The following is a 24,385-nucleotide window of genomic DNA, read 5'->3' on the forward strand; positions in this document are numbered from 1 at the left end:
GCCCGGCGCTTCCGCATCAAAGTGCGGTTACCGGACGACTACTATCGAATCGAGCCGGGAATCCCGGACTCCCTGAAATCTGACCTGGCTTTTTCTCAGTTCTTTCAGCAAGGCAAGGAAGGATTCATCGATCCTCTCGCCCGGGGTCAACAACGGAATTCCCGGCGGGTAAGGAATGATCATTTCTCCCGCTATCCGCCCCAGCGACTGCTCCAGAGGCACACTGACCAGCGGGGCGTCCATCGCCTCGTGGATCGGCATCGCCTGCTCGCGCAAAAAGCTGGAGGAGACGATTCCCGGTTGCAGAATGCGTTTTGGCTGACGATCTGGCTTCTCCGGGATCGATGTCAGTGCATGCAGTAGCTGATCGATATCCGCCGGCCTGGTACCTGACGAGGCTGCCAGCAAAACATGCCCTGTGTCTGCAAGCTCGGGGTAAATCCGGAAATCCTCCAGAACCTGCTGCAGCCCGAACCCGTCCAAATCGGCAGCCCGCGGCATGAGCATCAGCTTTAGCGGATCCATCGTGCTATATACACTCGTGGACTCGATTCCCGCAAGCTCCAGCCATGACATTTCGCGGACAGCCTCCCTCAGCTCGTCCAGTAACGGGAGAAGCTCATCCCACTCCTGGGCCGCTTCCATAACGAGATGGCGTCTGGCGAGATCCAGCGAGGCCATCAACAGGTAGGACGGGCTGGATGACTGCAGCAGCGCGAGGCTGCGGGCCAAACGCTCCCGGTCGATCCGGTTGCCCTGTACATGCAGCATGGACGACATCGTGAGCGCCGTCGTCATTTTATGCGTGGACTGCACCGCAGCATCCGCCCCGCTTTCCATGGCCGACTGCGGAAAAGCCGGGTGAAAGCCGTAATGCGAGCCATGCGCCTCATCGACCAGCAGCGGCACGCCAAAGCGGTGAACCGTGGCGGCCATCTTGGCAAGGTCGATGCCCATGCCGTAATAGGTTGGATTGGTTAAAAAGACGGCTTTCGCATCCGGATGGGCAATCAGAGCCCGCTCTACGTCCTCCCGGCGCAAGCCTGCAGCAACCCCGCTGGCCGGATCGACCGCAGGCACAATATAGACCGGATTGGCTCTAGCCAGCATCATGCCGTGAAAAACGGATTTGTGGCAATTGCGCTGCACCAGAATTTTCTCACCGGGGCGACAAACCGCCATAATTAACGCCATATTTCCGACTGTGCTGCCCCCGATCAAAAACCGGGTTTCCTCGGCACCGAATGCTTCCGCCGCCAACTCCTGGGCTTCCGCAATCACGCCTTCGGGATGGTGCAGATCGTCCATCCCGGTTATTTCCGTCATATCCAGCTCCAGTAAGGGACCGAATGTTTCCCTGCCGATCTGGTCAAAGCTGTGTCCCATTTTATGTCCAGGCACATGAAAAGGATGCGGATGCCTGCTTGCGTGTTTGACTAACTGTTCGTACAAGGGAGCGCGCCGCTGCCTCTCCCCGTAGCCAGGGCTTTTTTCCCGCACGAGCTTCACGTCCTTTTTTTCAACTTTTTTCATTGTAGCATGATTTTACCCGCAAGTCGGCGAAAACGGAAAAAGGCACGGGCCCTTTGGCCAATGCCTTTTTTGAACGTAGCTACGCGTCTTTTGTGAACCAGATGCGTCTCATCTGATGAATAAAAAACGGATATTTGGCATCTTGTACGTCAGTGTGCACCATTTCCTGCTCGCAATGTTGGCAGATAAACTGCTCACAGATCGCGATCCCGTCCAATCGTTCTTCCTCACAGACGATGCATCGCTGAGCAACTCTTTCCATAGTAAACGCCTGCCCTTTTCCCTCAATCTACCAACCATTATACCCCATTATAATCGGCTCCATTCCCAAACGTTCGTGTTTTCGCCGATAGCTCGGTAGATTATCCGGCATGATTCTGCTTCTTCTATAGGAAAGCATGAACAAGCATCGATGACAATCGGTTTGGCCATCTCCCTGGCGAGCACAGGCAGCGGCATCTCCGAAATAACTGGATCGGCGGTCCCAATCATCAGCAGATCCGACTGGGACAGGGCTGAACGCCAATCCTCGTATACAGACCATTCGGCGGGTACGGTTTCGGCTTTGGCGTGATCGACTGCGGAGGAGAACAGCCGAACTTCCTTTCCAAGCAACCCGCTTGCAGGAAATTGCAGCCAAAACGAAATATTTCCCCACAGTGTAATCCTATGTACATTTGTTCTTTTTAACACTTGCTGAAGCTGCTGGTCCAACCAGCGGCAGAGCCGTGTCTGGCTCTTCCGCTCCGGGTACAGCCAGCCTTGTCCGACTCGTTTGTCCATGCCGAGTGCACGCGCCAGCACCTGGATTCGCAGCTGCGAGCCTTCTTCGTCACATACCTCGCCAAGGCGCATAAAAAACCGTTCTTTCCACGTCAAATAAAGTCCCAGCTGACGGACAGCCTCGTCAACCTCACCTCTGCGGCATAGGAGCGAAATTATGTTTCGCCGGGCGAGCTGCCGACTCAGCTTTCGCATCCATTTGCCAGACGGCTCTCCGCCCAGCAGCACTTTGTCTCCGTCCGAAAAACGGAACATCCGGATCACTTCCCACCCGGGATGGGCAGCCGACCATTCATCTGCCAGCCCCGCCCGGATTTTGTCCCCATAGACGAGCAATAGACGGGGACCATCCCCCGCCTCAACAATTTGGATCCGATCCTCTACATGGTTGTCCGGCTGACCGCCCACCAGAATGCCGTCCGCTTGAATGCTTGCTCCGCTTTCCTCCCCGGAGCATATCTCCAGCCCGAGCTTGCGCAGTTCGGCCTTCCGCGATTCCGAAAGAGTCACACCGGAGATTTCCCTGAGTGTGATCATATCCTCTGGCAATATCGTTCTCCGCCTCCTGTTTCGTCGTCCTCTGCCAAGACATGCCCGTCTTCCTCGCAAAGAGAGGCTATGCCATAATAGGGATGTACCCCGTGCAGCCAGCACGTAAAGTGACGGGCATTTTTGAATAATTTTCCCGGTTTACGGCTGGATTATCCGAGGGTAGTAGTAAATGATGACACTCGAGTACGTAGAACGAATGGATGTGGCATATGGAAAACCAAACCATTTACAGCTATAAACTGGTGCGCCGTTTTCGCTGGCGCTTGGCCGGATCGCTGTTACAGCTCTTGCTTTTCGGACTGTTTTTTGCGGCTGCTGCACGCCTGCTGGCAATCCCGGCTCCAGCCCTGGTTGTCTCATTGGCTGTGTTGCCGGGAATAGCGATCATCCATCTCTGTTTATTTCGCATGTACGTTCACTTGCGGGGGCATGCTCCTCAGACGACTCCAGACATGCTGTTCTCACCCTGGTGGGGAGCCGGCTATCGACTGCCTGTCCCGCTCTCGGCCTATCGTGGTGCGGAAGCGACCGTTCTGGCAGGAAGCCTGTTTCTGACCGCATTCCTGTACGTCTGGCTGCCCGTTCCCTATGGCATTACACTTTTTGCCGGTGCGATTATTGCTGCGCTGCCAAGGCTGTTGGCCCTGCTTGTTTCCCTCCGCCTGCCTAAGCATTGCCGCGTCAAATACGAAAATCGCAGTGTCGCCTTTCTGCTGACCGACGGCTGACTTTGTCAGCTTTTAGATCATCCACACTTTGATCACGATCAGAGCGGCCAGACCCGGCAATCGCAACAACCCGGTCAGTAGAGCCGTAACAGGGTTGATCGAAATGTGAAAGTCGGCCAGTTCCCCGACGAGGTTGGCGAAAAACAGCAAAACGGCGCCAATGACCAGCTGCATGACACCGAATCCAAGCCAGCGGATCGGCCCCCATACTGATTTGCTGGCCGCAATCAACAGCAACATCCCCGCAACGAGCAGGGCAATCAACCACCCTGATGTCATGGAAATCCCCCTTACGCTTGTTGGTGTTCCCGCTCCCTTTTCGCATGGGAGAGCAGATACATGTAGCGTTTTTCAGTTAGCTGCAGGTAGTAAATAGCATCTTCCAGCCCGTTGTCCGGCTCGCTGATTTCCATCAGATGGCTGGCGTGCTGCCAGTCGAGCCGAGCGCGGTTGACCGCTTCCTCAATTCCGTTGCTTCCCCATGTAACTGATGGTTTTTCCTGCCTCCAAAAGCCCATTGCCCATCCTCCCTATTGGAAGTAATAAAGAACACCGGCCATATTATTGAGTGCATGCAGGAGTACGGCCCCCCATATTGATTGGAAACGATGGCGCAGATACCCGAGGAATACGCCCATCGCAAACAACGGTGCAAACAAAGCGATATCCACATGCATCAACGCAAACCACAGACTGCTGATAAAAATGCCGATCACGGCACCGAGCCGGCTCACGAGGAACGTTTGCACCACACCGCGGAACAGCAATTCCTCCGCAAGCGGAACCAGCCCCCCGATCATCACTAGCGAGGTCAAGACAGCCCATCCGTTGCGTTCGCGCGCATGGACGATTTCCTGTTCGATCTGCTTTTCTCTCTCCGAGTCGAGTGCCAGTCCAAACCATTCAGCGACCGGTTTGGTCACTGCCACATCAAGCAGCAGCATGACAGCCAAAAACAACAGGATCAAACTGACGATCATCCATCCCAACTGACGCGGCCTGCAAACGCCTATCTGATCCAGGCGCCCTCGCAGCAGCAGCGGCACAAGCACCAAAATAAAAAGCTGAAAGGATGCAGATTCAACAAAACTGCCAATCGACCCTGCGGGAAAAAGCGTGGCAGGCAACACCAATCCATACAACACCAGCGTACATGTCTGAAACACGTGAAGCCATGCGACTACGTGCAGCACATCACTGCCCGTCACTTCGGACGGGGTCCACAGCCAGTCCCCTCTCCCCCGGTTTCTCGCCGCTTGCACCGCATACACGATGGAAACCAGCAGACTTATCCCTGTGACACTCAATATGAGAATAACGAGCCACGCTGCCGGCTCCTCAGCAGTTGTCGCCACCCATAAGCCGTCAGTTCCCCGCTGAAAGCGGACCATGAACAACTCCGCTGCAAACATGACCCAATAGCCGATAAACAGGACGATCGCCCAGCTCTTCGTCCGGTCTTTCTGTGTCCTTTCCGAGAGCAGCAGCCCCGGTCCATTCAGCATTGTCTCACTCTCCCCGTTACACTTTATGTCTCGTCCTAGCAAAAAAGTAGTTTTTTGAAAAAAAAAGACAGGCAAGCCTGTCTCAGCCTGTAGACAAAGTTCCGTAAGGAACAGGGTCTGCAGGCTTTTTTGTTGAATATAGAACATGTTACGTTTTCAAAAGTTATTTTTTAGAGGTGGCATTATGCTTAATAAGCAAGAGGCCGAAGGGCGTTATCAGATATCTGCATTCTCGCTAGATGAGTTGGTGCCAGAAGATCATCTCGTAAGAAAAATTGAAAATGCAATCGACTTTTCGTTCATCTATGACTTGGTGGAAAGCCTCTACTGTCATGACAATGGCAGACCCAGTGTTGACCCTGTAGTCTTAGTTAAAATTGCTTTCATCCAATATATTTTTGGAATTCGTTCCATGCGACAAACGATTAAAGAGATCGAAACCAATGTTGCCTATCGGTGGTTTATTGGCTATGATTTCAGTCAGCCCATTCCCCATTTCACGACCCTAGGCAAGAACTATGTTCGCCGTTTTCGGGATACTCAACTCTTCGAGTCGATCTTCCTTCGAATATTGGAGGAGGCGGTTCATCATGGATTCGTGAAGCCTGATGTGCTTTTCATTGATGCTACGCATGTAAAAGCCAGTGCGAATAAGCATAAATACGTGAAAGAAATCGTTGAAGAACAAGCGAAGAAATATCAAGAGCTGCTGGACGAAGAAATCAATCAGGATCGTATTGCACATGGAAAGAAGCCCCTTGAAAAAAAGACAGAAACTTCGAAGAAGGAGGTGAAAGTCAGCACAACTGACCCGGATTGCGGATTGTTTGTAAAAGGGGAAAAGGAACGTGTATTTGCTTATAGTTTTCATACAGCATGTGATCGAAATGGATTTGTGCTTGGTGCCAAGGTAACGCCAGGCAATGTGCATGACAGTCAGGTTTTTGAGGATGTTTTGAATCAAGTGCGAAAGACGTTTGCACAGCCTCAAGCTGTGGCAGTGGACTCGGGATACAAGACGCCTTACATCAGTAAAACACTCCTTGATGACCAGATTCGCCCCGTTATGCCCTACACAAGACCACGCACCAAAGAAGGTTTTTTTAAAAAGCACGAATATGTGTATGATGAATATTTCGACTGCTACATCTGCCCGAACGAGCAAATCTTAACATATGAGACAACAAACAAGGATGGGTACCGTATCTATCGATCAAATTCTCAAGTTTGCCGAAGTTGTCCGTTCTTGAAACAATGCACGGAAAGTAAAGACTACACAAAGAGAGTGAGTCGCCACATCTGGGCTGATTACCTCGAAGAGGTAGACCACCTCCGGCATACCGAGGAAAACAAACAAATCTATAGCAAACGGAAAGAAACGATTGAACGTGTATTCGCTGATATGAAGGAAAAGCATGGCATGCGTTGGACGACCTTACGAGGACTGGAGAAGGTCACGATGCAGGCGATGCTTGTTTTCGCTGCCATGAACTTGAAAAAAATGGCGACCTGGCTATGGAAATCAGGTCGCCAAAAGGTGAACGATCAAAACACCTTCGGTATTTTCATCAAATTATTAAACAAACTCCCTCTGCTGTTCGTTCAGCGAGGGAGTTTGTCTGCAACCTGAGACAGGCAAGCCTGTCTGGGTTTGAGGTATTGCATTTTCTCTTATAACTCCCGTCGCCCTTCCAATGCCTTGGTCAGCGTAACCTCGTCTGCGTACTCCAAATCGCCGCCAACCGGCAATCCATGGGCGATCCGCGTGACCCGAATACCGAACGGCTTGATCAGACGGGAAATGTACATCGCCGTCGCTTCTCCTTCGATATTGGGATTCGTCGCCAAAATGACTTCCTTCACCTGCTCGTCTCCCAGCCGCTTGAGCAGATCAGGGATGCGAATGTCCTCCGGCCCAATCCCATCCATAGGGGAGATGGCTCCGTGCAGCACATGGTAATACCCCTCGAACTCCCGGGTCTTTTCCATCGCCACCACGTCTTTCGGCTCCTGTACGACGCAGATGATCGAGCCGTCCCGACGTTTGTCGCGGCAAATATGGCACGGATCGAGATCGGTGATGTTGTTGCAAACAGAGCAATACTGCAATTGGCGCTTGGCATTGACCAGCGCCTTGGCCAAGTCCAGGACATCGTCCTCTTTCATATTGAGTACAAAAAAGGCCAGGCGTCCTGCCGTTTTTGGACCAATGCCTGGCAGTTTCATAAAGCCTTCGATCAGTTTTGAGACCGGTTCGGGATAAAACATCGCTTCTACTCCTTCAAAAGGCTCCGACGTGCGCGACTAGAACAATCCCGGAATGTTCATCCCTCCGGTAAAGCGTCCCATTTCTTTGCCGACCAATTCATCGACTTTGCGCAGAGCATCGTTGACAGCGGTCAAAACGAGGTCCTGCAGCATTTCCACATCATCGGCGTCCACTACTTCCGGCTTGATCGTAATGTCGATAATTTCCTTATGACCATTGGCCTTTACCATTACGGCGCCGCCGCCAGCAGAGCTTTCCACTACCTTTTCCTTCAGGCCTTCCTGGGCTTTTTGCATCTCTTCCTGCATTTTCTTTACTTGACGCATCATTTGTTGCATGTTTTTCACGTGGTTGTCCTCCTTAATCGGATGTGTGGTTATCTATTCTTTCACTTCAACAAGTCCCTCGCCCACCAGACGGATGGCCTCAGCCACAAACGGGTCCTGCTCCTCTTGCGTCTGAGCCTCTCCCTGCGCCGCTTGCTGGTGAACCGACTGCCACTCTTCTTCCATGACGGAGAGAAGCTGCAGCTGCTTGCCAATTACAGCGAAAATGGCCCGCTCGATCACGCTTTTCAATTCCGGCTCCATCGTCTTGTCGCAGTGAATCGGGCTGGTAAAGGTAACGATGATCGAATCGCCGCCAACTGCAGCGGGCTGCCCGTTAACCAACCAGGCTTGATACTGGATTTTGACCTTTTTGACCTCGGCCAATATCTGGCTCCACTGGCCACGGACCTGACGGGACATCGCTTCATCGATGACCATTGCCGCTTCCCGCACCTTGTTCATCGGTGTCCGCGAACCCCCACCGGCAGCAGCCGGACGGCGCGCTTCACTTTTTCGCGGTTCCTCTGCTCTCGGTTGACCGGCTTCCATGGCCTGCCCCTGGGCGAGCTGCGCAAGCTTCTCTTCCAGCACTCTGACGCGATTGACAAGTGCAGCCAGGTCGTCATTCCCCACAGCACTTTGTACGGGTACTGCCGGAGCTTTCCCCTGCACTTGGCATAATTTCACCAGCGTCAGTTCCACCAGTACGCGAGAGTAGGTAGACCATTTCAATTGGGTAAGTGCCTGATTGCATGTCTCAATGGCCTCGTAGAGGTCGGCTATCTCGTACAGCTTTGCCACTTGGGCGAACTGTTCGTCGATCGTTGTCCGTTCCACGATTTCTTCCAAGTGAGGTGCTGTCTTCAGGAGCAGCATATCTCGATAGTAGTGGAGAAAATCGTTTAAAAATTGCTCAGGGTCTTTCCCTTGCACCATCACCTTGTCAAACTGCTCCATGACCGGAGCTACATCGCGTTCGGCGATATGTTTGGCCAATACGGAAAAGTACCCCTGTGACACCGTTCCCGTTATCTGCATAATGTCAGCAGCTGTTACCTGATCCTTGGAGTAGCTGATCGCTTGATCCAGCAGGCTCAGCGCATCACGCATGCCGCCCTCCGCCAGTTTTGCCACCAGCGTCAAGGCTTGCTCTTCTACCCGCACCTGCTGCGCTTCACAAATATATGACAAACGCCTGACCATCTCCCTCAGCGGGATGCGGTGAAAATCGAAGCGCTGGCAGCGAGAGATAATCGTAGCAGGCAGTTTGTGCGGTTCAGTCGTCGCTAAAATAAAAATGACGTGGGGAGGAGGTTCCTCCAGCGTTTTTAACAGCGCATTAAACGCTTCCGTCGTCAGCATATGCACTTCGTCAATAATGTACACCTTGTACCTGACATCGCTGGGAGCAAATTTTACCTTGTCGCGAATGTCTCGTATCTCCTCAACCCCCCGGTTGGAGGCGGCGTCGATTTCCAGTACATCGGTGACGGAGCCGTCGGTGATTGCCTTGCAGGTATCGCACTGATTGCACGGCTCGCCATCCTGCGGCTGCTCGCAGTTTACAGCCTTGGCCATAATTTTGGCTGCACTGGTCTTGCCTGTACCTCGGGGACCGTTGAACAAATAGGCGTGAGACAGCCTTTGCTCGCGCAACGCATTGCGCAAGGTGACGGTCACATGCTCTTGTCCTACCACGTCTTGAAAGGCTTGCGGTCGGTAAACGCGATACAGCGCGGTGTAAGCCATGGTTGTGTGACACTCCAATCTGCACAGTCCTCTTCCGAATCTCATCTATTATACAACATCTGCTCCGCATCGTACAAAGAAAACGCCCCGTACTGCTTGCGGGACGCCTCGTAGAAGGTCTTGTTTACAAATAGGGGAGCAGGATGTGGAAGGTCGTGCCATATCCTTTGGTGGAAACGCGAATCTGTCCACCGATATCGTGAATGATCTTTTGGCAAACAGACAGGCCCAGGCCGGTCCCCTCTTCTTTTGTGGTAAAGAAAGGGTCGAATATTTTGTCAATAATGTACAACGGTATTCCCGGTCCGGAATCTCTGATATCAATGCTGACCTTGTCGCCGTCTGGATCGATGTGGTGGGAGATGTTCAAGGTCCCCTGTTCTCCCATGGCCTCAATCCCGTTTTTGCAAATATTGATGAAAACCTGTTTCAATAGTTCGGTATCCCCCACGACAAGCGGCAATTTGCCTCGGGACGAAAACTGGACTTCAACGCCGTAGAGCAAAGCCTGCGATTCCACGATCGGCAGGATTTCCTCAAAAACGGTATTCAAATCGACGATCGCGTACTGCACATCACGGGGCTTGCTCAGCAGTAAAAACTCGCTGACAAGAGAGTTGATCCGGTTGATCTCCGTCAACATGATTTCGGTGTAGGTTCGTTCGCGATCCATCCCGTTTTCGCTAAACGATTGCAAAAACATTTGCAAAAAACCTTTTATGGACGTGAGCGGATTGCGGATTTCGTGTGCGGTGCCGGCAGCGATCTGCCCGATCATGGCCAGCCTTTCGTTCCGCTCTATTTTTTGCTCGAAGGAGCGCAGGTTTGTTATATCCTTAAAGAGAAAGAAAGCACCTACGGTTTTACCCGATTCATCCTGAAGCGTGTTGGCGTCGACAATTAGTTCATAGCGTTGGTTGTCATTGCTCCATGACGTCGCCATGTTGTAGAGTTTGACACCGTCCAACAGTTCGCGTCTGATGAGTCGATGATCCTCCGGGATCCCGGCGAAGATTTGGTCTACGTGCTTATTGATGACCTCCATGCGGTTTTTTCCCAGCAGTTTGCAAGCCATTTGACTCGCTTCTACGATACGTCCTTGCTCATCCAGCACAAACAAACCCAGGCTGCTGTCATTCGTAAGTTTGTCAATCAGCCTTTGGGAGAGCGTGTTCTCCGTTTCTTTGCCCAGCTCAAACAAGTGGACCACATAAGACGGATGTTCTCCGGGCTGCATCATAATTATCGCTGGCGTTTTGCCAGTTCTGCCCTGACTGTCCTGCCAGAGCACATCCAGCGTTTGGTCAGCTTCCTGGCCCATTAGTTCCAAATACAACTGCTCTATCGTACCGTCGTACGGCAAAAGAAGGTGAAAGGGCTTGTTGATCAGCTCTTCGTATCGATAGCCTGTGACACGCAACAGCTGTTCATTCACCTCTACGATACATCCCGCTTGATCTACCAGGAAAATAGCAGTTGGCAACTGTTGGACAAACTGTTGCAATCTTTTGGACGAGCCGACGAGATGTAACGACATTGATTCTCCCACAGCTTGTCCCCCCTGACCTTAGCATTTTTCAAGCGTCTGCCGTTCACGTACAATTTCGTCAAAAAATGGGAATAACCTTCCGGAACAACCGATTTTTACCGGAAATGTTTTCGCTAGAGATCGCCAGAAAGCAACAAAAATTGTCATGAACGGCTCATGGCAGTCTATGGCTAAATAAAAAACGGTACGATCCGCTCAGGAACATACCGTCTGTTCTTCATTATTTATATTATATACCGTGCACCTATCGTCGATCGTCCCCATCCAAGCGTTACTTATGACTACAGCTCAGAACAGGCTACCCTGCGGCACACGCGATGATCCACTTATGGCTGCTTCCTTCCGGACCTGACCAGGTTCATGGGTTCACGTTGCACAGGACCCGCTCCTCAACACCGCCATCATAAGGCAGCCTCACATGAGAAGACCTCTGATAGGAATTCAACCCTGCTATTGCGGATTGCAGGTTACAGGGCACCGCAACCTCCCCGTCTAGCACGGTAGCATAAGCATACCAAAGATAAGGTGTAATCGCAAGGCGTAAAGCCAACCAAAAGAGGGAATCTCCCCCTCAGGCTTGTGCAGCTGCCGGCAGATCGCTTTGGTTGGTGTAGGATGGAAGCTTGTTTCTATGGAAACAACCTGCTTTGTAAGCCTTGCTGAACACCTGAACGATTTCCGGATCAAACTGGGTGCTGGCGCAGCGGAGGATCTCGGCATGAGCTTCCTCCATGGAAAGCGCTTTTCGGTAAGAACGAGTTGAAGTCATCGCATCAAAGGTATCGGCAACTGCCAAAATTCTCCCCATCAGCGGGATATCCTTTTCCGCCAGCCTGTCCGGGTACCCCCTGCCGTCCCACCTCTCATGATGATGGCGGACACCAGGGCTCACGTGGGCAAGACTTACGATTTGATTGACGATATTCGCGCCGATCGAGGCATGCAGCTTGATCAATTCATACTCCTCGTCCGTCAGCTTTCCGTCTTTGAGCAGGACGCGATCAGGTATCGCCACCTTGCCAATATCGTGCATCAACCCTGCAAAACGAAGGTCATCACGGGAAAATTCCGCTTTTTTTCGTTCGTCCATATGATCGTAGATAATCAGCGCATATTCCGTGACGCGTTCACTGTGCCCCGCGGTATATGGGTCCTTCATTTCAACGGCCAGATAGAAGCTCCGGACGATTTGATCGAGCCCTGTCTGCATGTAATCCCGCTCGCGTTGGATCAGCGTCTGAAGCTGTGAGGCCATTTGATTAAATTTATCCTCAAGCTGAGATATCTCCTGCAGCCCGTGTTTTTTTACCCGTATGGAGAAATCGCCCTGCTGCAAGGCTTCCGTCGCCTCGACCAGGGAACGGATCGGTCTGTCAATCCACTTGGCCACACGCCGGGTAATGATCACCGCCAACAACACCACCAGAATCGTGACCACCCAAAAGATCTCTTTCAGCGGATTTAGCTGTTGGTCAATCGCACTGTTCGGCAGGAGCTCTACGTAGGTGTATCCCGATACAGGCGACGTGTAGTGAAACAGGTGCATTTCTTCATTTCCATGAATGAACGGAATGACTTCTTTTCCGGTACCTTCCTGCAGCGCTTGGAGCACAGAGGAATATTCCTGACCCGTCCAGTCTTCCCTGTCGGTTCCGTCCTTGTCTCCAAAAAGCAGCATATTGCCTCTGGAAAAGATGAGCAGCGTCGTATTGGTCGGTCGGATATCTTTCTGCAGCCATTTGTTGATTTGTTTGGCATTCCACTCTATCGCCAGAACCCCAAAAAGCCTGCCCTGGTCATCCTTTATCAGACGGGAGGTCCACCAGCTCTCTCCTTCCCGACCGTCGCTCTTCATAATATGAAAATGGCCCTGCCCGTCCCTCAACGTATGATGGTAAACATCCCATCCTCGCGGGTCGCTTTCACTTCCCCCGTTTTTCGGCAGCAAGAAGAGGGAGGTCCCATCAATGCCGATCAGACAAATATTTCGCGAGTTTGCGTGTTTTTTCTGAATTTCGGTAAAAGCTTCAAGTACGGCCGCTGTCTCAGCAGTCGGAGTGGAGGGGGGATGGCCTCTGCCTGGAGGCATGATGAGCTTGCCGGAATTGATCGGGGCTGACAATTTTTCCGCCAGCTTGTCCAGTTCCCGTTGCCCTACCATCGAGTAGAGGGAAAGTTGGTCGTCAAGGCGGCGCATGTGTTCCCGGATGTTTGTCGAATACTGTTCAAACAGCGCCTTTTTCGCCGCATGATAGTTGACCAGGCTGACGAGGATGATGGGGATCAGGCACAAAAACAGCAAGGCTGCAAATATTCGATCTTTTGCTTTAGAAAACATGAGCCTCCCCCTTCTCAGTCAGTTTTTTGGCTGCGACGACACTTTGGCAAAAGGATATCTCCTGTCCTCCAAGCATACGCTATGAAAAGGAGATGCCCGCTCTGTTTGACAAACTGAATCTGGTTTGCTGCCAATATTCGGTGACACTTCAATACCTTCCACCTTGGAGTGGACAATAAACCTGTTATTTGTTGATTGAACGGATTTTTTTGCCATCAAATTTTCCATACATAGACAAAAGGAAATATTCGTATTATCCTAGCAAAGTACAAACACACTGTAAGGAGTTACATACCTATGCGATACATTCTGCTTGTCTTTTTGGGCGCATGCAGCTATGGAATTTTGTCGACGATTGTCAAGCTGGCCTACGGACAAGGATATTCACCGGCGGAAGTAGTAGGCGGGCAGATCTTTTTTGGTTTCGTACTAACGTGGATACCGGCCCTCTTTGCCCTGCGCCATAAGCCGCCTCTCAAGCGTATTCTTCTGCTTTTGGCTGCTGGACTTCCGGTCGGCTCCACCGGTTTGCTCTACTACAACGCCTTGCAGCATATACCCGCTTCTATTGCGATTGTTCTGCTGTTTCAGTTTACCTGGATGGGCGTCTTGCTGGAGACCATCCTCACACGCAAAAAACCTTCTGCGCCCACCTTGTTTTCACTCGTTCTGCTGCTCGCGGGCACGCTTTTGGCCGGGGGTGTGCTGGACAAAGGAATCAGCGAATTTTCGCTCGTCGGTGTCATCTTTGGGCTTTTGGCTGCCGTTTCGTACACCTTGTTTATCTTTTTTAGCGGAAAAGCGGCTGCCGACGTGAATCCCTGGATTCGTACATCTTTTATGTCGACTGGCTCTATGCTGCTCATATTTCTTATCTACCCACCAGCCTTTCTCACCAGCGGCGTGCTGTGGGAAGGCCTGTTTGGATATGTGTTTCTGCTCGCCTTGTTCGGCGTGTTTGTCCCGACTGTTTGCTTTACTTTCGGAGTCCCGCACACCGGTCCGGGGATGGCCGGAATCCTGGGAGCTGCGGAGCTGCCGACGGCCGTCTTTTCTTCCTACCTCATCCTGCAGGAGTCTGTCAGCCTGCTGCAATGGCTTGGCGTGGTCGTCATCCTGCTCGGAATGGTGCTGCCTGAGTGGGCACGCCACCGCGGAAAAAGCAAAGCGCCCTCTCCCCTGTCTTGAGCAGGAAGAGGGCGCTTTTCGCATCTGCCTTAATGCGGCAAGAATGCAAGCTGATAAATAAACAGGATAGCAAAAATATAAACAAGGAGATGCACTTCTCTCCATTTCCCTTTCAACACCTTCATCAGCGGGTAGGAAATAAACCCGAGCGCGATCCCCGTCGCGATGCTGGAGGTGAGCGGCATGCTGACGATGACGAGAAAGGCGGGGAAAGACTCGTCCATCGCATCCCAATCGATATAGCGGACATTGCCCAGCATCATGGAGCCTACCACGACGAGCGCCGGAGAAGTAATCGCAGAAATCCCTGATACGGCACCCACCAGAGGGCCAAAAAACGCTGCGATTCCAAACAGGAGCGCCACCACTACCGCTGTGACTCCCGTGCGTCCTCCTGCCGCTACCCCTGAGGCCGACTCGATGTAGGCGGACGTCGGACTGGTTCCGAATACGGAGCCGATCAGTGTAGCAGCGGAATCCGCAACCAGCGCCCTCTCTGCCCGGGGAAGCTTGTTGTCCACCAGTAATCCCGCTTGCCTGCTCACTCCGAGCACAGTTCCAGTCGTATCAAACAAGGTAACCAGCAAAAAGGAGAAAACGACAGCGTACAATCCGTAGCTGGCCACATCAGAAAAAGCCTGAATCGGGCTTAAAACGATCAAACCATTCGGCAGTGAAGGAGTGGAAATGAGTCCTTTTTCAAAAGTTAGCTGCCCATTCAGGCAAGCCAGCAGTCCGGTGACCACCATTCCGAAAAAAAGCGCACCGTTCAGATTGAGCGATAAAAATACAAGCGTGACACCGAGCCCGATCAAGGCCAGGACAACTTGCGGAGAGTGAAGGTCGCCCAACGCGACCAGATTGGTCGGGTGATCAGTGACAAGCCCTGTTAAGCGCAGACCGATAAAAGTAATAAACAAACCGATCCCGGCCGTAATGGCGTATTTGAGATTATCGGGGATCACTTCGATCAGCTTGGAGCGAAGCGGCGTCAAAGACAACAGGACAAACACCACTCCGGCGACAAAGACAGCCGAAAAGGCGACAGTGTACGTCAGGGCGCCCTCCGCTTTCACAACCGAGTAGGCGAAATACGCATTAAGCCCCATAGCCGGCGCGATAGCGATCGGGTAATTGGCCCACAGGCCCATGATCAAGGTTCCCGCCACAGTGGCTATGATCGTTGCGGTGAAGCCCTGTTCAAACGGCAAACCGGCATCGGCCAAAATAAGCGGGTTTACCACCATAATGTAAGCCATCGTAAAAAAAGTCGTAAGACCTGCGATCACTTCCTGCTTCCAGGTCCACTTGCGCTGGTTGATCATGTGCAGAGCTGCTCCTGTATATCCGATTTTTCAAAGCTCCAGATAAAAACGGCAAAAATTGCGCTTTGTCTCCCTCCGATAAAGGATGGATACACGTATTTTGATCAAATGCGGTCCACTTCATCCGCCTTTTCCTTGTGGTCTGACAGCTCCGTCACGTAGATTCCCGCAAGCATGAGAGCCACCCCGATCACTACGACAGTGGTCAGCGGTTCTCCCCACAGGAGCCAGGAGAAAAGAAAGGCAAAAACCGCTTCCAAGGAGAGCAGGATGCTCACGTGAACCGGCGGAGAAAATTGCTGTGCCTTGATTTGAACGACATAGGCCAAAAGCGTCCCGATCAGGCAGTCAAACCAGAAAGCAAACCAGCCGTACCCGCTGAGCTGATGAGGAATCGGCTCGCTGACGGCAGCAATCGCCGTATCGATCACGCCCACAACCATCAGCTGAATCATCACAAAGGCAAGCGTATCGATGTCCTGGTGCTTTTCATAGGCTCGGTCGACCATCAGGATGTGCAGCGCAAAAAAGACGGCACAGAGGAACACGAGCAGATCGCCCGACGACAGCCCGGCCCATTCCCCTTCCCCCGACAAACAAAGCAGACCTGCGAAAGCGAGCAGAGAGCCTATGACTGCCCCCTTTTTTACCGGCAGCCTTCTCCACAGGAAATACAAAAATGGAACGAGAATCACATTGGTTCCTGTAATAACTCCGGCCTTGCCCGGTGTCGTCCTCTCGATCCCCAGGATTTGCAAGGTGTAGGCGGCACACAAGGCAATTCCGCAAACCGCTCCTTGTATCCACACCTCCCGGCTAACGGACCTCAGACGTTTCCAAACAAACGGCAACAGGATCAAAGCCGCGACGAGGAAGCGCGTTCCGGTGAAAACGAAGGGTGTCAGCTCCGTCAGCAGATCCTTGGACAGGATAAACGTATAGCCCCAGGCAAGAGCTATAAAAAGTAACGACAAGTCTGCCCAAAGATGTTGTTTTTTTGTATGCACACTATCACGCCTCCCATAATCATCCATTATAAGTGAGAGATGAGAGAGCAAGCTTGCATTGCAAGAAAAAAAATACCTCCGCTTTGCAGCGGAGGGCGAAAAGACAATGGACATTTTATTTATACTAAAAATTATTCATTCAAACTACCCATTGGACCAAAAAACTCGTAGTGGATGCGTTCATGCGGTACTCCCCATTCCTGCAGCGCGCGATAAACGGTTTTCATAAACGGTACGGGGCCGCAGAAATAAAAATCAGCCCGGTTATCGGGGAGCAGTGACTGCAGCAATGGCAGATCGACATGGCCTTCCTTGTCAAAGCCGCCGAGCTTGCGGTCTTCCTCAGTCGGCTCAGAGTAAAGAACATATGACCGTACATTTTCATGACGACGTGCAAGCTGAGTTACCTGCTCCTTCATCGCATGAGTCAGACTGTTGCGAGCCGCATGAATGAACATGACCGGCCTTTTCGGTTGACGCTGCGCTAGTGTTTGAAGCATGCTCACCAGCGGCGTAAGCCCAACGCCGCCACTTAACAGCACCACAGGCGTGTCGGCTTCCGTATCCAGAATGAAATCGCCGGCAGGTGCGCTGATTTGCAGGATATCGCCTTCCTGCACATGACTGTGAAGATAGCAGGAGACGATTCCAGCCGGTTTCTCCTCTCCTCCGTCTTCACGCTTGACGCTGATGCGGTAATATTCCTTGCCGGGACTGTCGGACAGGCTGTACTGGCGAATATGCGTATGAGTCTCACCGGGTACTGTCATTTTCACGCTGATGTACTGGCCAGGCTGGAAGGGAGGAAGCGGTCCGCCATCCTTTGGCTTCAGGTAGAAAGATGTTACGACAGCGCTCTCTTTCTCCTTTTTGACCACGACGAAATCGCGAAAATCTCTCCAGCCCCCCTCTGCTGCCTCGGCTTCCCGGTACATGCCTTCTTCCACGCTGATAAAGGCATCGGCGATGACACCATATGCTTCGGCCCAGGCATTGATGATTTCATCGGTCGCCGCATCGCCCAGGACATCCTTAATAGCGGCAAGCAGATTCTCCCCGACGATGGGATAATGCTCCGGCTTGATGCCCAGACTCCGATGCTTATGGGCGATTTGCTTCACTGCCGGCAGGATCGCTTCCAGATTGTCGATATGGGCAGCCGCCGCATAAACGGCATTGGCAAGGGCTGTTTGCTGACGGCCTTGCTTTTGATTGGCGTGATTGAATATGTTCAAAAGTTCGGGATGGCTTGCAAACATCATTTCGTAAAATCTGGTTGTAATGGCTTTGCCGTGCACCTCGAGGACAGGCACAGTCGATTTGATGATCGCAATGGTTTGTGGACTAAGCATGCTAGGCCCTCCTTCTTTCCTGAGGTCAATTTCTTTGACAACTCTCAGTATAAAGGGGGGCATTTTCCGCATCTGTGACTGGAATCACATCAAACGTGGAAGGTTTGTGAACGGCAGGGCGGGTCTTCGTTTCTATTGAACCGGCTGGGGCTCTTCTTTTTCCGGCCGCCAGTCGCGGACGTCGTTGTCCTCCAGAATGCCCAGCGTGACATCCGTAATGTCCGGGTCCTTCAACAGCTCGTCCCGCACCCGGAATTTGATATCGTCTGCATCCGCAAGCGTCAGACCTTTTACCAGCTCCAGATAAACTTCAACATGGTAAAAGCGCCCTTCTTGCATAATTCTCATCCGATTGATATCCGTTACAGAAGGGTCCTGAAAAATAATGCGCGCCACCCGATCCTCCACCTCGCGAGGAGCGGCCACGCCGATCAAGCCCACCATATTGTCGTAGCCAACCTTAAACGCCACCAAGACCATCAGGATTCCGATCAGAATCGTCGCAATGCCGTCCAGTGCCTTCACAGGGGTCAACTGGGTGACGATGACCGCTAGCAACGCGAGCAAAGCCCCTGATGTCGCAACCAGATCTTCGTAAAACACCAGCCGGGTCGGAGGCGCCGCACGCCCAACATTTTGAAATGCGACTTTTATAACAGCCATTCCTTTTGCTTCCGTCCTCGTCTCTCGGGCGATTTCCTTCATCGCTTTCACCAGAATAAAGCCGTCTACGCCAACAGCCAGGAGCAATACGACAAGATTGAGTATAAAATGTCCAGCCTGTACGGGGTGGGCCAGCAGATGGAAGCCCTCCAGGATCGTCTCATACGCCATGATCGTAACCACAATTACAGCCACCATGCAAAAGATGTTGATGACCCGGCCAAAACCGGACGGAAATCGACGAGTTGGCTCCTTTTCCGCAAGCACACTTCCCGCATAGACAAATCCTTGGTTGACGGCATCGGCGACAGAATGCATGGCCGAAGCAAACATCGCCCCGCTGCCGCTCAAAGCAGCCGCGATGCCTTTTATGATCGCCAGGCCCGTGTTACCCAGTGCTGCCGCCGCAGAAGATTTATTGCCTTTTTTCATCAATTGCCACAAGGTCAATTTCCCCAACGTTATCCCCCTCTTAACAAGCCCTTTCATGATTAAATGGATAAGCGAAACAAGTGATGTTCATGATAACGGATGTGACTGATTTTTCCAATCAATTTCTCCGTCTCAAGGTGGATCTCCTGTTCAAGCTTTTGGCTGTTACGAAAGCAGGTGCTGTTTCGTATTATAAGGACATAGACATTATTATTTCGTTATCTGGGAGGATCTATCATGGATCATAAGGGAGTAAAAGCTATCACGCACGCCAGCGCTTTTTTCGCACCTGTATTGGTGCCGCTGCTCGTCTGGCTGCTCATGGCCGATCGAGAGGTTAAGAATACGGCGCTTCAGGCATTGCTGTTTCACGTGATTATCGGGGTTCTGATTGCAATATCCTGGCCGTTTGTCTTCATCCTGATCGGCATTCCATTCTTTGTCGTTTTTGGCCTGATGGCGCTGTACTACCCGATCAAAGGTATTTTGTATTCGCTCGGCGGACGTCCTTTCTCCTATCCGATCATTGGCGCTTTGGTCGGGTAACGCAGGGCGAACGATAGCCTTCATCAAAAAAATTTGATTTTATGGATTGCCAAAAACATCCGTTTCGCATATGATTGCCTATATCAAAAGTTTTTGATGAAAGGAACGGACCATGAAAGAAATCAGCACAGTTTCTGAAACAGCTCCGTCGGACACAGCATCTACAGAACCAGCTTTTGACCTCTTTGAAAGTAAATTCAAGGCTTTGGCAGATAAAAAACGACTGCAGATCATGCACGAGCTGACCAAGCACGGCCGGGTCTGCGTATGCGACCTGGCGGAAGTGCTGGAGATGGCGCAGTCTAAGCTTTCCTATCACCTGAAAATTTTGCTCGATGCCGGGTTGATCCAGAAGGAAAGCGACGGCGTCTGGAACTACTATTGGCTGAATCACGCAGAGGTCAACCGCTTGTTATCCGAAGAGCTGTGCTGTGTATTTCGCTGCAGCAGCGATTGCTGCTGATTTCTTTTTCGTCTATTCATCAATTTTTTTTGATATATCCATCAAATATTTTTGATATAGGAGGTTGTTTTCATGAAATATGCACATGTCGGAATCAATTGCACACGGCTTGATCAATCGGTTGACTTTTATACCCTTCTTTTCGGTGTTGACCCGGTCAAGACAAAGGACGACTACGCCAAGTTTCTGGTCGAGGCTGTCCGCCTGAATTTTACACTCAATGCCCGGTCCAAGGTAGGCGGCAATCAGGTCAACCATTTCGGCTTTCAAGTGGACAGCGCGAGGGAAGTGGCCGAACATCGCGAGCGCCTGCAAGCAGCCGGACTCACCATCGAAAAGGAAGAGGTCGATACCACCTGCTGTTATGCGGTACAGGACAAATTTTGGGTAGTAGACCCCGACGGCAATGAGTGGGAGTTCTTTTATACAAAAGAGGACGCCGATGTTCATTCCAAAGATGCGACTGTTTGCTGCAATCAAAAATAAACAAGGGAGACGAGATAGGATGGACAATATTTATGTAGCGGAGATGCAGGTTATGGAAAGGCAGCGGGAGCTGGATTTCATTTCTCGGCATGCATTGAAGTATCTCAAGCAGAAATCTATCAGGCGGATTGCCGTTTCTGCGCTTTGGCAAAAGGCGCGTTTACTTGCGGGAAAAAGCGGCGCCACTATCGCTTCGGCACCGCAAACCTGCTGTTGTTCCTGCGCTTGATGCTCCCTGTAGCCAGTCCCAGTTTCCCTTACCAATCCCACTTTCCTTTTTGAATGCCCAGTTTTTCTTGCAGCCAGGCGGAAAGCGTTATTTGAATCGGCTGCAAGGACTGCTCGGTACAGGCTGACTCTGGGCTGTAGGAATGCGTCCGAGCCTCTCCAAGCGTAGATTCGGCGATATGATTGGTCTTTTGCGCCTGTTCGTAGCATGGCGGAGAGATATAGGTGCGATGAGTATGCTCCAGGATCATTCGGGTATCGTCGGGAGGGGCTGCTGTTATTTTGGTAAAATTGGCTGCCAGCACAACCGCGGCCAGTGCTGCTGCCCCTCCGAACAGGAAACGGAAGAAAATCCTTTTGTTATTCATCATGCTGCTCATTCTCACGCTTTCTGATTGTAATTTTTACTGGCGAGGCAGACCTGTCCTCTTCGCCATCGGAAGGCTTTCGGCTAACCAGACTGGCGAAGGCCCCCTGCAAGCCGGATGTTCCGTACTGGGCGCGGTACTCCTCAATCGTTCCCGTACTGACCATCTTTCCGTCCATCAGAAAAATGGCCCGGTCGGCCGCTTCCTCAGCCACCTGCAGCTGATGCGTCGAGAAGATGACGGCTTGCCCTGCCTGTTTCACTTCCTTGACCAGACTGACAAACGTATCCATCCAATACGGGTCCAAACCGTTTGTAGGCTCGTCCAAAACAACCAATGCAGGTTTGTCCAGAATAGCTTGAGCAAAGAGCAGTCTCTGCTGCATCCCTTTGGAAAACACCGAGACCCGTTTGTTGCGGGCTTCCTCCAGACCGACAGCTCTTAGCGCAGCCTCTGCCTCTTGTGCAGTACGCCCCTTGAGGGAGGCAAAAAAACGGATTGTCTCGCTGGCGGTCAAGCCCGCACCAAAGTTGAAGTGATCAGGCATGTAGCCGATTTGCCGCAAATAATACTCGCGGTCAAGCTTCCGGTCCAGTCTATTCAGCTCAATGGTGCCAGAGGTCGGCTGGGTAAGTCCCGCAATCATTCGCAAAATCGTGCTTTTTCCTGCCCCGTTGCCGCCGCAAAGCGCAACGACCTGCCCTGGCCTGATGGTAAGATCAAACGGGTGGACAATCGTTTTTCCCTTTATTTTTTTCGTCACTTGCACCATTTCCAACCCGATATTAATCACGGTATCTCCCTCTTTCCCAGATGAATGTGGCAATCCCCATCGTACAGACAATCCACCCGATACTGAGAGCGATAAACCCGACAATGCCAAACGGAGACTGCATCCAGGTGACCCAGTTATAATATTCCGGACCAAAGATGGAGCCGCCCCCCATTCTGACTATCGAGAAAATCCGTACAAACTCGGCCGGATTGAGGCAGGTGGCGATTTGCAGGATTGGCTTGATCCATGTATAAGGCAAAAAGCTTACTACCGAGATGAGTATCGTCGGCCATGCGAGAATAAAGAAGAACCAGATGCTCACCCCGAACGTGAGCGCCTGCCAGCGGTTTTTGCTCAATGTACCGACGACGATCGCGATTCCCAAAAACAGCAAAACAATGCAAACGGAGAAGAACAGGAAAAAAAGCAGGGCGGAAAGTGTAAAGCCAGTCCCTAAAAACGACCCGAGCAGCCCGGATACGCCGTAACCGAAGCAGACGATCGAAACGAGCACCACCGCCAATCCAAAATATTTGCCCCATAAAAAAGCGGGCGTGGTGATCGCGTATGTAGAAAGCAGCTGCCAGCTCCCCTCCTCCTTTTCTGCGGTAAGAGAAAAGGAGGCGAGCAGCATCGTCATCAGGGGAAGGAGGTACAGAATCAGGTTCAGCATAGTCCCTGTCGTGTACGTGTACCCTTCCATAAACGATTGGGATTGGATGATCAGCAAGGCTAGGCTGAACAGAGAAAAAAGAGCCATAAAGGAATATGCCCACGGATTGCGAAAACCGATCTTGATCTCCCGTTTGGCAATTTTATCGATGTGCACTTCTGCCACTTCCCCTGATCAATTGTGTTTGCCTTGCGTTTCGGCACTTGGCGTGTGCGAGCCATTTGCGTCCGCATTCGCGCCGTGGGTACCGGATTGGCCGTCACCATTGTGGCCTCCCCCATGCTCTTCCTTATGCTTCTTCATACTGGATTCCCAGCTGTGGCTGCTCAAATCTTGCGCACTCATCACTTTGCCTGCTTGCTGCTCCTGTACGAATACCTCTGCAGCCGTTTTCTCTTTGAAGGAGTACACGCCATAGCCCATCGGCGTTTTATAGCTCTCGTCATAAGCGTAGCTGGCCTGATCGGATTTCACCCATTCCTTGGAAAGGTAGTCGCGAACAAATTGGACATCCACTTGCTCTGTTCCGTTTTCATTCGTCCAGCGGTACATGCAGCCGATGTCATCAAATTTCAAAGCTTTTCCGTCCTTGAGCACAATTTCGGTCGCGTGCTGGTTATTGGCGACCTCCATATGGCAAATATCGCACTTGTCCACGCCCTCCACAATCTCTACCGGCTGTGCCTCCTCTTTGCCACAGCCCATCATCAGTACAGAAGCTACCATCATCGCGCCTGCTGCAATTTTCCATTTCTTCATTTTTGTCTCACTCCCATATAGATTCCCAAACTCGTCAGCGCCAGTAAGCATGCACTGATACTCATCACCCAGGTACGCTCCTCGGGTTGCTCCTCGGTCTGCTCTGCGGGCAGAATCCCGTCGGTAGCCACCAGTACCGTTTTAGCAGGTGCCATCAGTGGACGAGGATCCCGGATGGCCGTACCTGTACCGGATGTAAACAATCCTTCTAAAAAGACAAACCCTGGCGCTTGAAAAAACAGCTGATACGGCGGGACAGCTCCCGTCAACGCAAGAAAAAACGGGTTCATCTCGTACGGGATATCACTGTGTTGATCCCCATCAAGGTCAATTCCCTGCATCGTATCCCAGTAGTTCCCCTCCAAAAGATTCTCTTTGCTTGCCTGCGCCTGACCCTGAATGACATTGGAGATGAACTGGTTGGCTGTTACCTCGTTGTGGGCCGCCTCTTTTAGCTGCATGCCGATAAAGTTTTTCTCAAGCTGATTTCCCTTAAAAAGATTTTCGCTGGATTGTTCCATGAACAGTCCGACGCGATTTCCCTCGATCAAGTTGTTCTCGATTTGTGACTGGGTGACGTCGAACAAAAGGATTCCTTGCGAATTGGGGTTCTCTCTCTGCTTGACGAACCTGTTCTCCTTGACTGTGGCTCGCGTCGTTTCCATCAGCATCGCTCCCGTAACATTAGCGCTTCCCGTATTGCCAAGGAGCTTGGTATCGGCCGTCCCCATGAAGTGGTACCCATAGCGAGACTTTTCGACGAAATTTTGTTCAATAGTATTGAA

At 51.7% G+C, this 24,385-nt stretch carries 27 protein-coding genes and 1 other RNA gene (1 of these 28 cut by a window edge); 7 read left to right on the plus strand and 21 right to left on the minus strand.

The window, feature by feature from the left end:
• Nucleotides 1-27: 27 nt before the first annotated feature.
• The 3 genes from V5G20_RS00720 to V5G20_RS00730 form a co-directional block, all read right to left on the minus strand.
• Nucleotides 28-1,500, minus strand: coding sequence for an aminotransferase class I/II-fold pyridoxal phosphate-dependent enzyme (locus V5G20_RS00720; protein ID WP_024984323.1), 1,473 nt, complete (start codon nt 1,498-1,500; stop codon nt 28-30).
• A gap of 112 nt (nt 1,501-1,612) precedes the next feature.
• On the minus strand, nt 1,613-1,795 hold the full coding sequence (locus V5G20_RS00725; protein ID WP_338462981.1) for a sigma factor G inhibitor Gin: 183 nt from the start codon (nt 1,793-1,795) through the stop codon (nt 1,613-1,615).
• Between the two features lie 47 nt (nt 1,796-1,842).
• Nucleotides 1,843-2,865 carry a hypothetical protein gene (locus V5G20_RS00730; RefSeq protein ID WP_024984322.1) on the minus strand — a complete coding sequence of 341 codons (1,023 nt, stop codon included), beginning with the start codon at nt 2,863-2,865 and terminating at the stop codon, nt 1,843-1,845.
• Nucleotides 2,866-3,077: 212 nt separating this feature from the next.
• On the opposite strand from V5G20_RS00730, the gene V5G20_RS00735 reads away from it, so the two are divergent.
• The gene (locus tag V5G20_RS00735; protein WP_024984321.1) at nt 3,078-3,596 is read left to right on the plus strand and encodes a hypothetical protein; all 519 of its coding nucleotides are present in this window, start codon (nt 3,078-3,080) and stop codon (nt 3,594-3,596) included.
• Between the two features lie 12 nt (nt 3,597-3,608).
• On the opposite strand, the gene V5G20_RS00740 is transcribed toward V5G20_RS00735, so the two are convergent.
• Genes V5G20_RS00740 through V5G20_RS00750 form a run of 3 tightly spaced genes read right to left on the minus strand, consistent with a single transcriptional unit; the run spans nt 3,609 to nt 5,101 of the window.
• Nucleotides 3,609-3,875 carry a pro-sigmaK processing inhibitor BofA family protein gene (locus V5G20_RS00740; protein ID WP_327970205.1) on the minus strand — a complete coding sequence of 89 codons (267 nt, stop codon included), beginning with the start codon at nt 3,873-3,875 and terminating at the stop codon, nt 3,609-3,611.
• 11 nt (nt 3,876-3,886) lie between these two features.
• Entirely contained in the window at nt 3,887-4,114 is a 228-nt protein-coding gene (locus tag V5G20_RS00745; RefSeq protein ID WP_003390194.1) for a DUF2508 family protein, read from the minus strand.
• A 12-nt stretch (nt 4,115-4,126) separates the two neighbouring features.
• Entirely contained in the window at nt 4,127-5,101 is a 975-nt protein-coding gene (locus tag V5G20_RS00750; protein WP_122958743.1) for a CPBP family intramembrane glutamic endopeptidase, read from the minus strand.
• Nucleotides 5,102-5,285: 184 nt separating this feature from the next.
• Here V5G20_RS00750 and V5G20_RS00755 point away from each other — a divergent pair, with 184 nt between their 5' ends.
• A complete protein-coding gene (locus tag V5G20_RS00755) occupies nt 5,286-6,731 on the plus strand; it encodes an IS1182 family transposase (RefSeq protein ID WP_024985259.1) in 1,446 nt (481 codons plus the stop codon).
• 41 nt (nt 6,732-6,772) lie between these two features.
• Here the strand turns inward: V5G20_RS00755 and recR are convergent, their stop codons facing one another.
• From recR to V5G20_RS00785, 6 genes are all read right to left on the minus strand, one after another.
• The gene (gene recR, locus V5G20_RS00760; protein ID WP_003390192.1) at nt 6,773-7,369 is read right to left on the minus strand and encodes a recombination mediator RecR; all 597 of its coding nucleotides are present in this window, start codon (nt 7,367-7,369) and stop codon (nt 6,773-6,775) included.
• A gap of 36 nt (nt 7,370-7,405) precedes the next feature.
• Nucleotides 7,406-7,717 (minus strand): YbaB/EbfC family nucleoid-associated protein, encoded by a 312-nt coding sequence (locus V5G20_RS00765; RefSeq protein WP_003390191.1) that lies wholly within the window; start codon nt 7,715-7,717, stop codon nt 7,406-7,408.
• 33 nt (nt 7,718-7,750) lie between these two features.
• Nucleotides 7,751-9,448, minus strand: a complete 1,698-nt coding sequence (gene dnaX, locus V5G20_RS00770; protein ID WP_003390190.1) for a DNA polymerase III subunit gamma/tau — start codon at nt 9,446-9,448, stop codon at nt 7,751-7,753.
• A gap of 124 nt (nt 9,449-9,572) precedes the next feature.
• Complete coding sequence (locus tag V5G20_RS00775) at nt 9,573-10,997, minus strand: PAS domain-containing sensor histidine kinase (RefSeq protein WP_003390189.1); 1,425 nt, start codon at nt 10,995-10,997, stop codon at nt 9,573-9,575.
• Nucleotides 10,998-11,233: 236 nt separating this feature from the next.
• Nucleotides 11,234-11,498, minus strand: an RNA gene (gene ffs / locus V5G20_RS00780) — signal recognition particle sRNA large type.
• Between the two features lie 70 nt (nt 11,499-11,568).
• On the minus strand, nt 11,569-13,335 hold the full coding sequence (locus V5G20_RS00785; protein WP_311067895.1) for an HD domain-containing phosphohydrolase: 1,767 nt from the start codon (nt 13,333-13,335) through the stop codon (nt 11,569-11,571).
• A gap of 297 nt (nt 13,336-13,632) precedes the next feature.
• Here V5G20_RS00785 and V5G20_RS00790 point away from each other — a divergent pair, with 297 nt between their 5' ends.
• Complete coding sequence (locus tag V5G20_RS00790; protein WP_122958741.1) at nt 13,633-14,523, plus strand: EamA family transporter; 891 nt, start codon at nt 13,633-13,635, stop codon at nt 14,521-14,523.
• 29 nt (nt 14,524-14,552) lie between these two features.
• Here V5G20_RS00790 and V5G20_RS00795 read toward each other — a convergent pair whose 3' ends face one another.
• The 4 genes from V5G20_RS00795 to V5G20_RS00810 all read right to left on the minus strand — a co-directional run bounded on the left by V5G20_RS00795 (nt 14,553) and on the right by V5G20_RS00810 (nt 19,302).
• Nucleotides 14,553-15,848: an NCS2 family permease gene (locus V5G20_RS00795; RefSeq protein WP_003390186.1), complete on the minus strand. Its 1,296-nt coding sequence runs from the start codon at nt 15,846-15,848 to the stop codon at nt 14,553-14,555.
• Between the two features lie 104 nt (nt 15,849-15,952).
• Nucleotides 15,953-16,855, minus strand: coding sequence for a DMT family transporter (locus V5G20_RS00800; protein ID WP_338462988.1), 903 nt, complete (start codon nt 16,853-16,855; stop codon nt 15,953-15,955).
• A gap of 131 nt (nt 16,856-16,986) precedes the next feature.
• Nucleotides 16,987-18,207 (minus strand): NO-inducible flavohemoprotein, encoded by a 1,221-nt coding sequence (gene hmpA, locus V5G20_RS00805; RefSeq protein WP_031933407.1) that lies wholly within the window; start codon nt 18,205-18,207, stop codon nt 16,987-16,989.
• 132 nt (nt 18,208-18,339) lie between these two features.
• On the minus strand, nt 18,340-19,302 hold the full coding sequence (locus tag V5G20_RS00810; protein ID WP_085974964.1) for a cation diffusion facilitator family transporter: 963 nt from the start codon (nt 19,300-19,302) through the stop codon (nt 18,340-18,342).
• Nucleotides 19,303-19,539: 237 nt separating this feature from the next.
• On the opposite strand from V5G20_RS00810, the gene V5G20_RS00815 reads away from it, so the two are divergent.
• The 4 genes from V5G20_RS00815 to V5G20_RS00830 all read left to right on the plus strand — a co-directional run bounded on the left by V5G20_RS00815 (nt 19,540) and on the right by V5G20_RS00830 (nt 21,026).
• Entirely contained in the window at nt 19,540-19,848 is a 309-nt protein-coding gene (locus tag V5G20_RS00815; RefSeq protein ID WP_003390180.1) for a DUF4870 domain-containing protein, read from the plus strand.
• 112 nt (nt 19,849-19,960) lie between these two features.
• Entirely contained in the window at nt 19,961-20,311 is a 351-nt protein-coding gene (locus tag V5G20_RS00820; protein ID WP_003390179.1) for an ArsR/SmtB family transcription factor, read from the plus strand.
• A 72-nt stretch (nt 20,312-20,383) separates the two neighbouring features.
• Nucleotides 20,384-20,797 (plus strand): ArsI/CadI family heavy metal resistance metalloenzyme, encoded by a 414-nt coding sequence (locus V5G20_RS00825; protein WP_338462991.1) that lies wholly within the window; start codon nt 20,384-20,386, stop codon nt 20,795-20,797.
• 19 nt (nt 20,798-20,816) lie between these two features.
• Nucleotides 20,817-21,026 (plus strand): hypothetical protein, encoded by a 210-nt coding sequence (locus tag V5G20_RS00830; RefSeq protein WP_003390177.1) that lies wholly within the window; start codon nt 20,817-20,819, stop codon nt 21,024-21,026.
• A gap of 28 nt (nt 21,027-21,054) precedes the next feature.
• On the opposite strand, the gene V5G20_RS00835 is transcribed toward V5G20_RS00830, so the two are convergent.
• The 5 genes in view from V5G20_RS00835 to V5G20_RS00855 are tightly spaced (at most 18 nt apart) and all read right to left on the minus strand, a layout consistent with a single transcriptional unit that may run on beyond the window.
• Entirely contained in the window at nt 21,055-21,396 is a 342-nt protein-coding gene (locus V5G20_RS00835; protein WP_227278100.1) for a hypothetical protein, read from the minus strand.
• Nucleotides 21,386-22,186: an ABC transporter ATP-binding protein gene (locus V5G20_RS00840; RefSeq protein WP_024982956.1), complete on the minus strand. Its 801-nt coding sequence runs from the start codon at nt 22,184-22,186 to the stop codon at nt 21,386-21,388. Before V5G20_RS00840 ends, V5G20_RS00835 begins: the two co-directional genes overlap by 11 nt.
• Complete coding sequence (locus tag V5G20_RS00845) at nt 22,179-22,997, minus strand: ABC transporter permease (protein WP_338462996.1); 819 nt, start codon at nt 22,995-22,997, stop codon at nt 22,179-22,181. The genes V5G20_RS00840 and V5G20_RS00845 overlap by 8 nt, the downstream gene beginning before the upstream one ends.
• A gap of 18 nt (nt 22,998-23,015) precedes the next feature.
• Entirely contained in the window at nt 23,016-23,600 is a 585-nt protein-coding gene (locus tag V5G20_RS00850; protein ID WP_311067896.1) for a nitrous oxide reductase accessory protein NosL, read from the minus strand.
• A protein-coding gene (locus V5G20_RS00855; RefSeq protein ID WP_024982954.1) for a right-handed parallel beta-helix repeat-containing protein crosses the window boundary here: on the minus strand, nt 23,597-24,385 show its 3' portion. 633 nt of this gene lie beyond the right edge of the window; only the last 789 of its 1,422 coding nucleotides appear in the window; the start codon falls outside the window, past its right edge; its stop codon occupies nt 23,597-23,599. Before V5G20_RS00855 ends, V5G20_RS00850 begins: the two co-directional genes overlap by 4 nt.

The sequence above is a fragment of the Brevibacillus borstelensis genome (genome assembly GCF_036700025.1).
Classification (GTDB): Bacteria; Bacillota; Bacilli; order Brevibacillales; family Brevibacillaceae; genus Brevibacillus; species Brevibacillus borstelensis.

What these genes read in the sequence shown, in the direction of transcription:
- V5G20_RS00815 (WP_003390180.1), top strand. Translation starts at nt 19,540, where the DNA reads ATGGATCATAAGGGAGTAAAAGCTATCACGCACGCCAGCGCTTTTTTC.
- hmpA (WP_031933407.1), bottom strand. Translation starts at nt 18,207, where the DNA reads ATGCTTAGTCCACAAACCATTGCGATCATCAAATCGACTGTGCCTGTC.
- V5G20_RS00750 (WP_122958743.1), bottom strand. Translation starts at nt 5,101, where the DNA reads ATGCTGAATGGACCGGGGCTGCTGCTCTCGGAAAGGACACAGAAAGAC.
- V5G20_RS00735 (WP_024984321.1), top strand. Translation starts at nt 3,078, where the DNA reads ATGGAAAACCAAACCATTTACAGCTATAAACTGGTGCGCCGTTTTCGC.
- V5G20_RS00830 (WP_003390177.1), top strand. Translation starts at nt 20,817, where the DNA reads ATGGACAATATTTATGTAGCGGAGATGCAGGTTATGGAAAGGCAGCGG.
- dnaX (WP_003390190.1), bottom strand. Translation starts at nt 9,448, where the DNA reads ATGGCTTACACCGCGCTGTATCGCGTTTACCGACCGCAAGCCTTTCAA.
- V5G20_RS00755 (WP_024985259.1), top strand. Translation starts at nt 5,286, where the DNA reads ATGCTTAATAAGCAAGAGGCCGAAGGGCGTTATCAGATATCTGCATTC.
- V5G20_RS00745 (WP_003390194.1), bottom strand. Translation starts at nt 4,114, where the DNA reads ATGGGCTTTTGGAGGCAGGAAAAACCATCAGTTACATGGGGAAGCAAC.
- recR (WP_003390192.1), bottom strand. Translation starts at nt 7,369, where the DNA reads ATGTTTTATCCCGAACCGGTCTCAAAACTGATCGAAGGCTTTATGAAA.
- V5G20_RS00825 (WP_338462991.1), top strand. Translation starts at nt 20,384, where the DNA reads ATGAAATATGCACATGTCGGAATCAATTGCACACGGCTTGATCAATCG.
- V5G20_RS00790 (WP_122958741.1), top strand. Translation starts at nt 13,633, where the DNA reads ATGCGATACATTCTGCTTGTCTTTTTGGGCGCATGCAGCTATGGAATT.
- V5G20_RS00795 (WP_003390186.1), bottom strand. Translation starts at nt 15,848, where the DNA reads ATGATCAACCAGCGCAAGTGGACCTGGAAGCAGGAAGTGATCGCAGGT.
- V5G20_RS00740 (WP_327970205.1), bottom strand. Translation starts at nt 3,875, where the DNA reads ATGACATCAGGGTGGTTGATTGCCCTGCTCGTTGCGGGGATGTTGCTG.
- V5G20_RS00810 (WP_085974964.1), bottom strand. Translation starts at nt 19,302, where the DNA reads ATGAAAAAAGGCAATAAATCTTCTGCGGCGGCAGCACTGGGTAACACG.
- V5G20_RS00835 (WP_227278100.1), bottom strand. Translation starts at nt 21,396, where the DNA reads ATGATGAATAACAAAAGGATTTTCTTCCGTTTCCTGTTCGGAGGGGCA.
- V5G20_RS00850 (WP_311067896.1), bottom strand. Translation starts at nt 23,600, where the DNA reads ATGAAGAAATGGAAAATTGCAGCAGGCGCGATGATGGTAGCTTCTGTA.
- V5G20_RS00820 (WP_003390179.1), top strand. Translation starts at nt 19,961, where the DNA reads ATGAAAGAAATCAGCACAGTTTCTGAAACAGCTCCGTCGGACACAGCA.
- V5G20_RS00725 (WP_338462981.1), bottom strand. Translation starts at nt 1,795, where the DNA reads ATGGAAAGAGTTGCTCAGCGATGCATCGTCTGTGAGGAAGAACGATTG.
- V5G20_RS00785 (WP_311067895.1), bottom strand. Translation starts at nt 13,335, where the DNA reads ATGTTTTCTAAAGCAAAAGATCGAATATTTGCAGCCTTGCTGTTTTTG.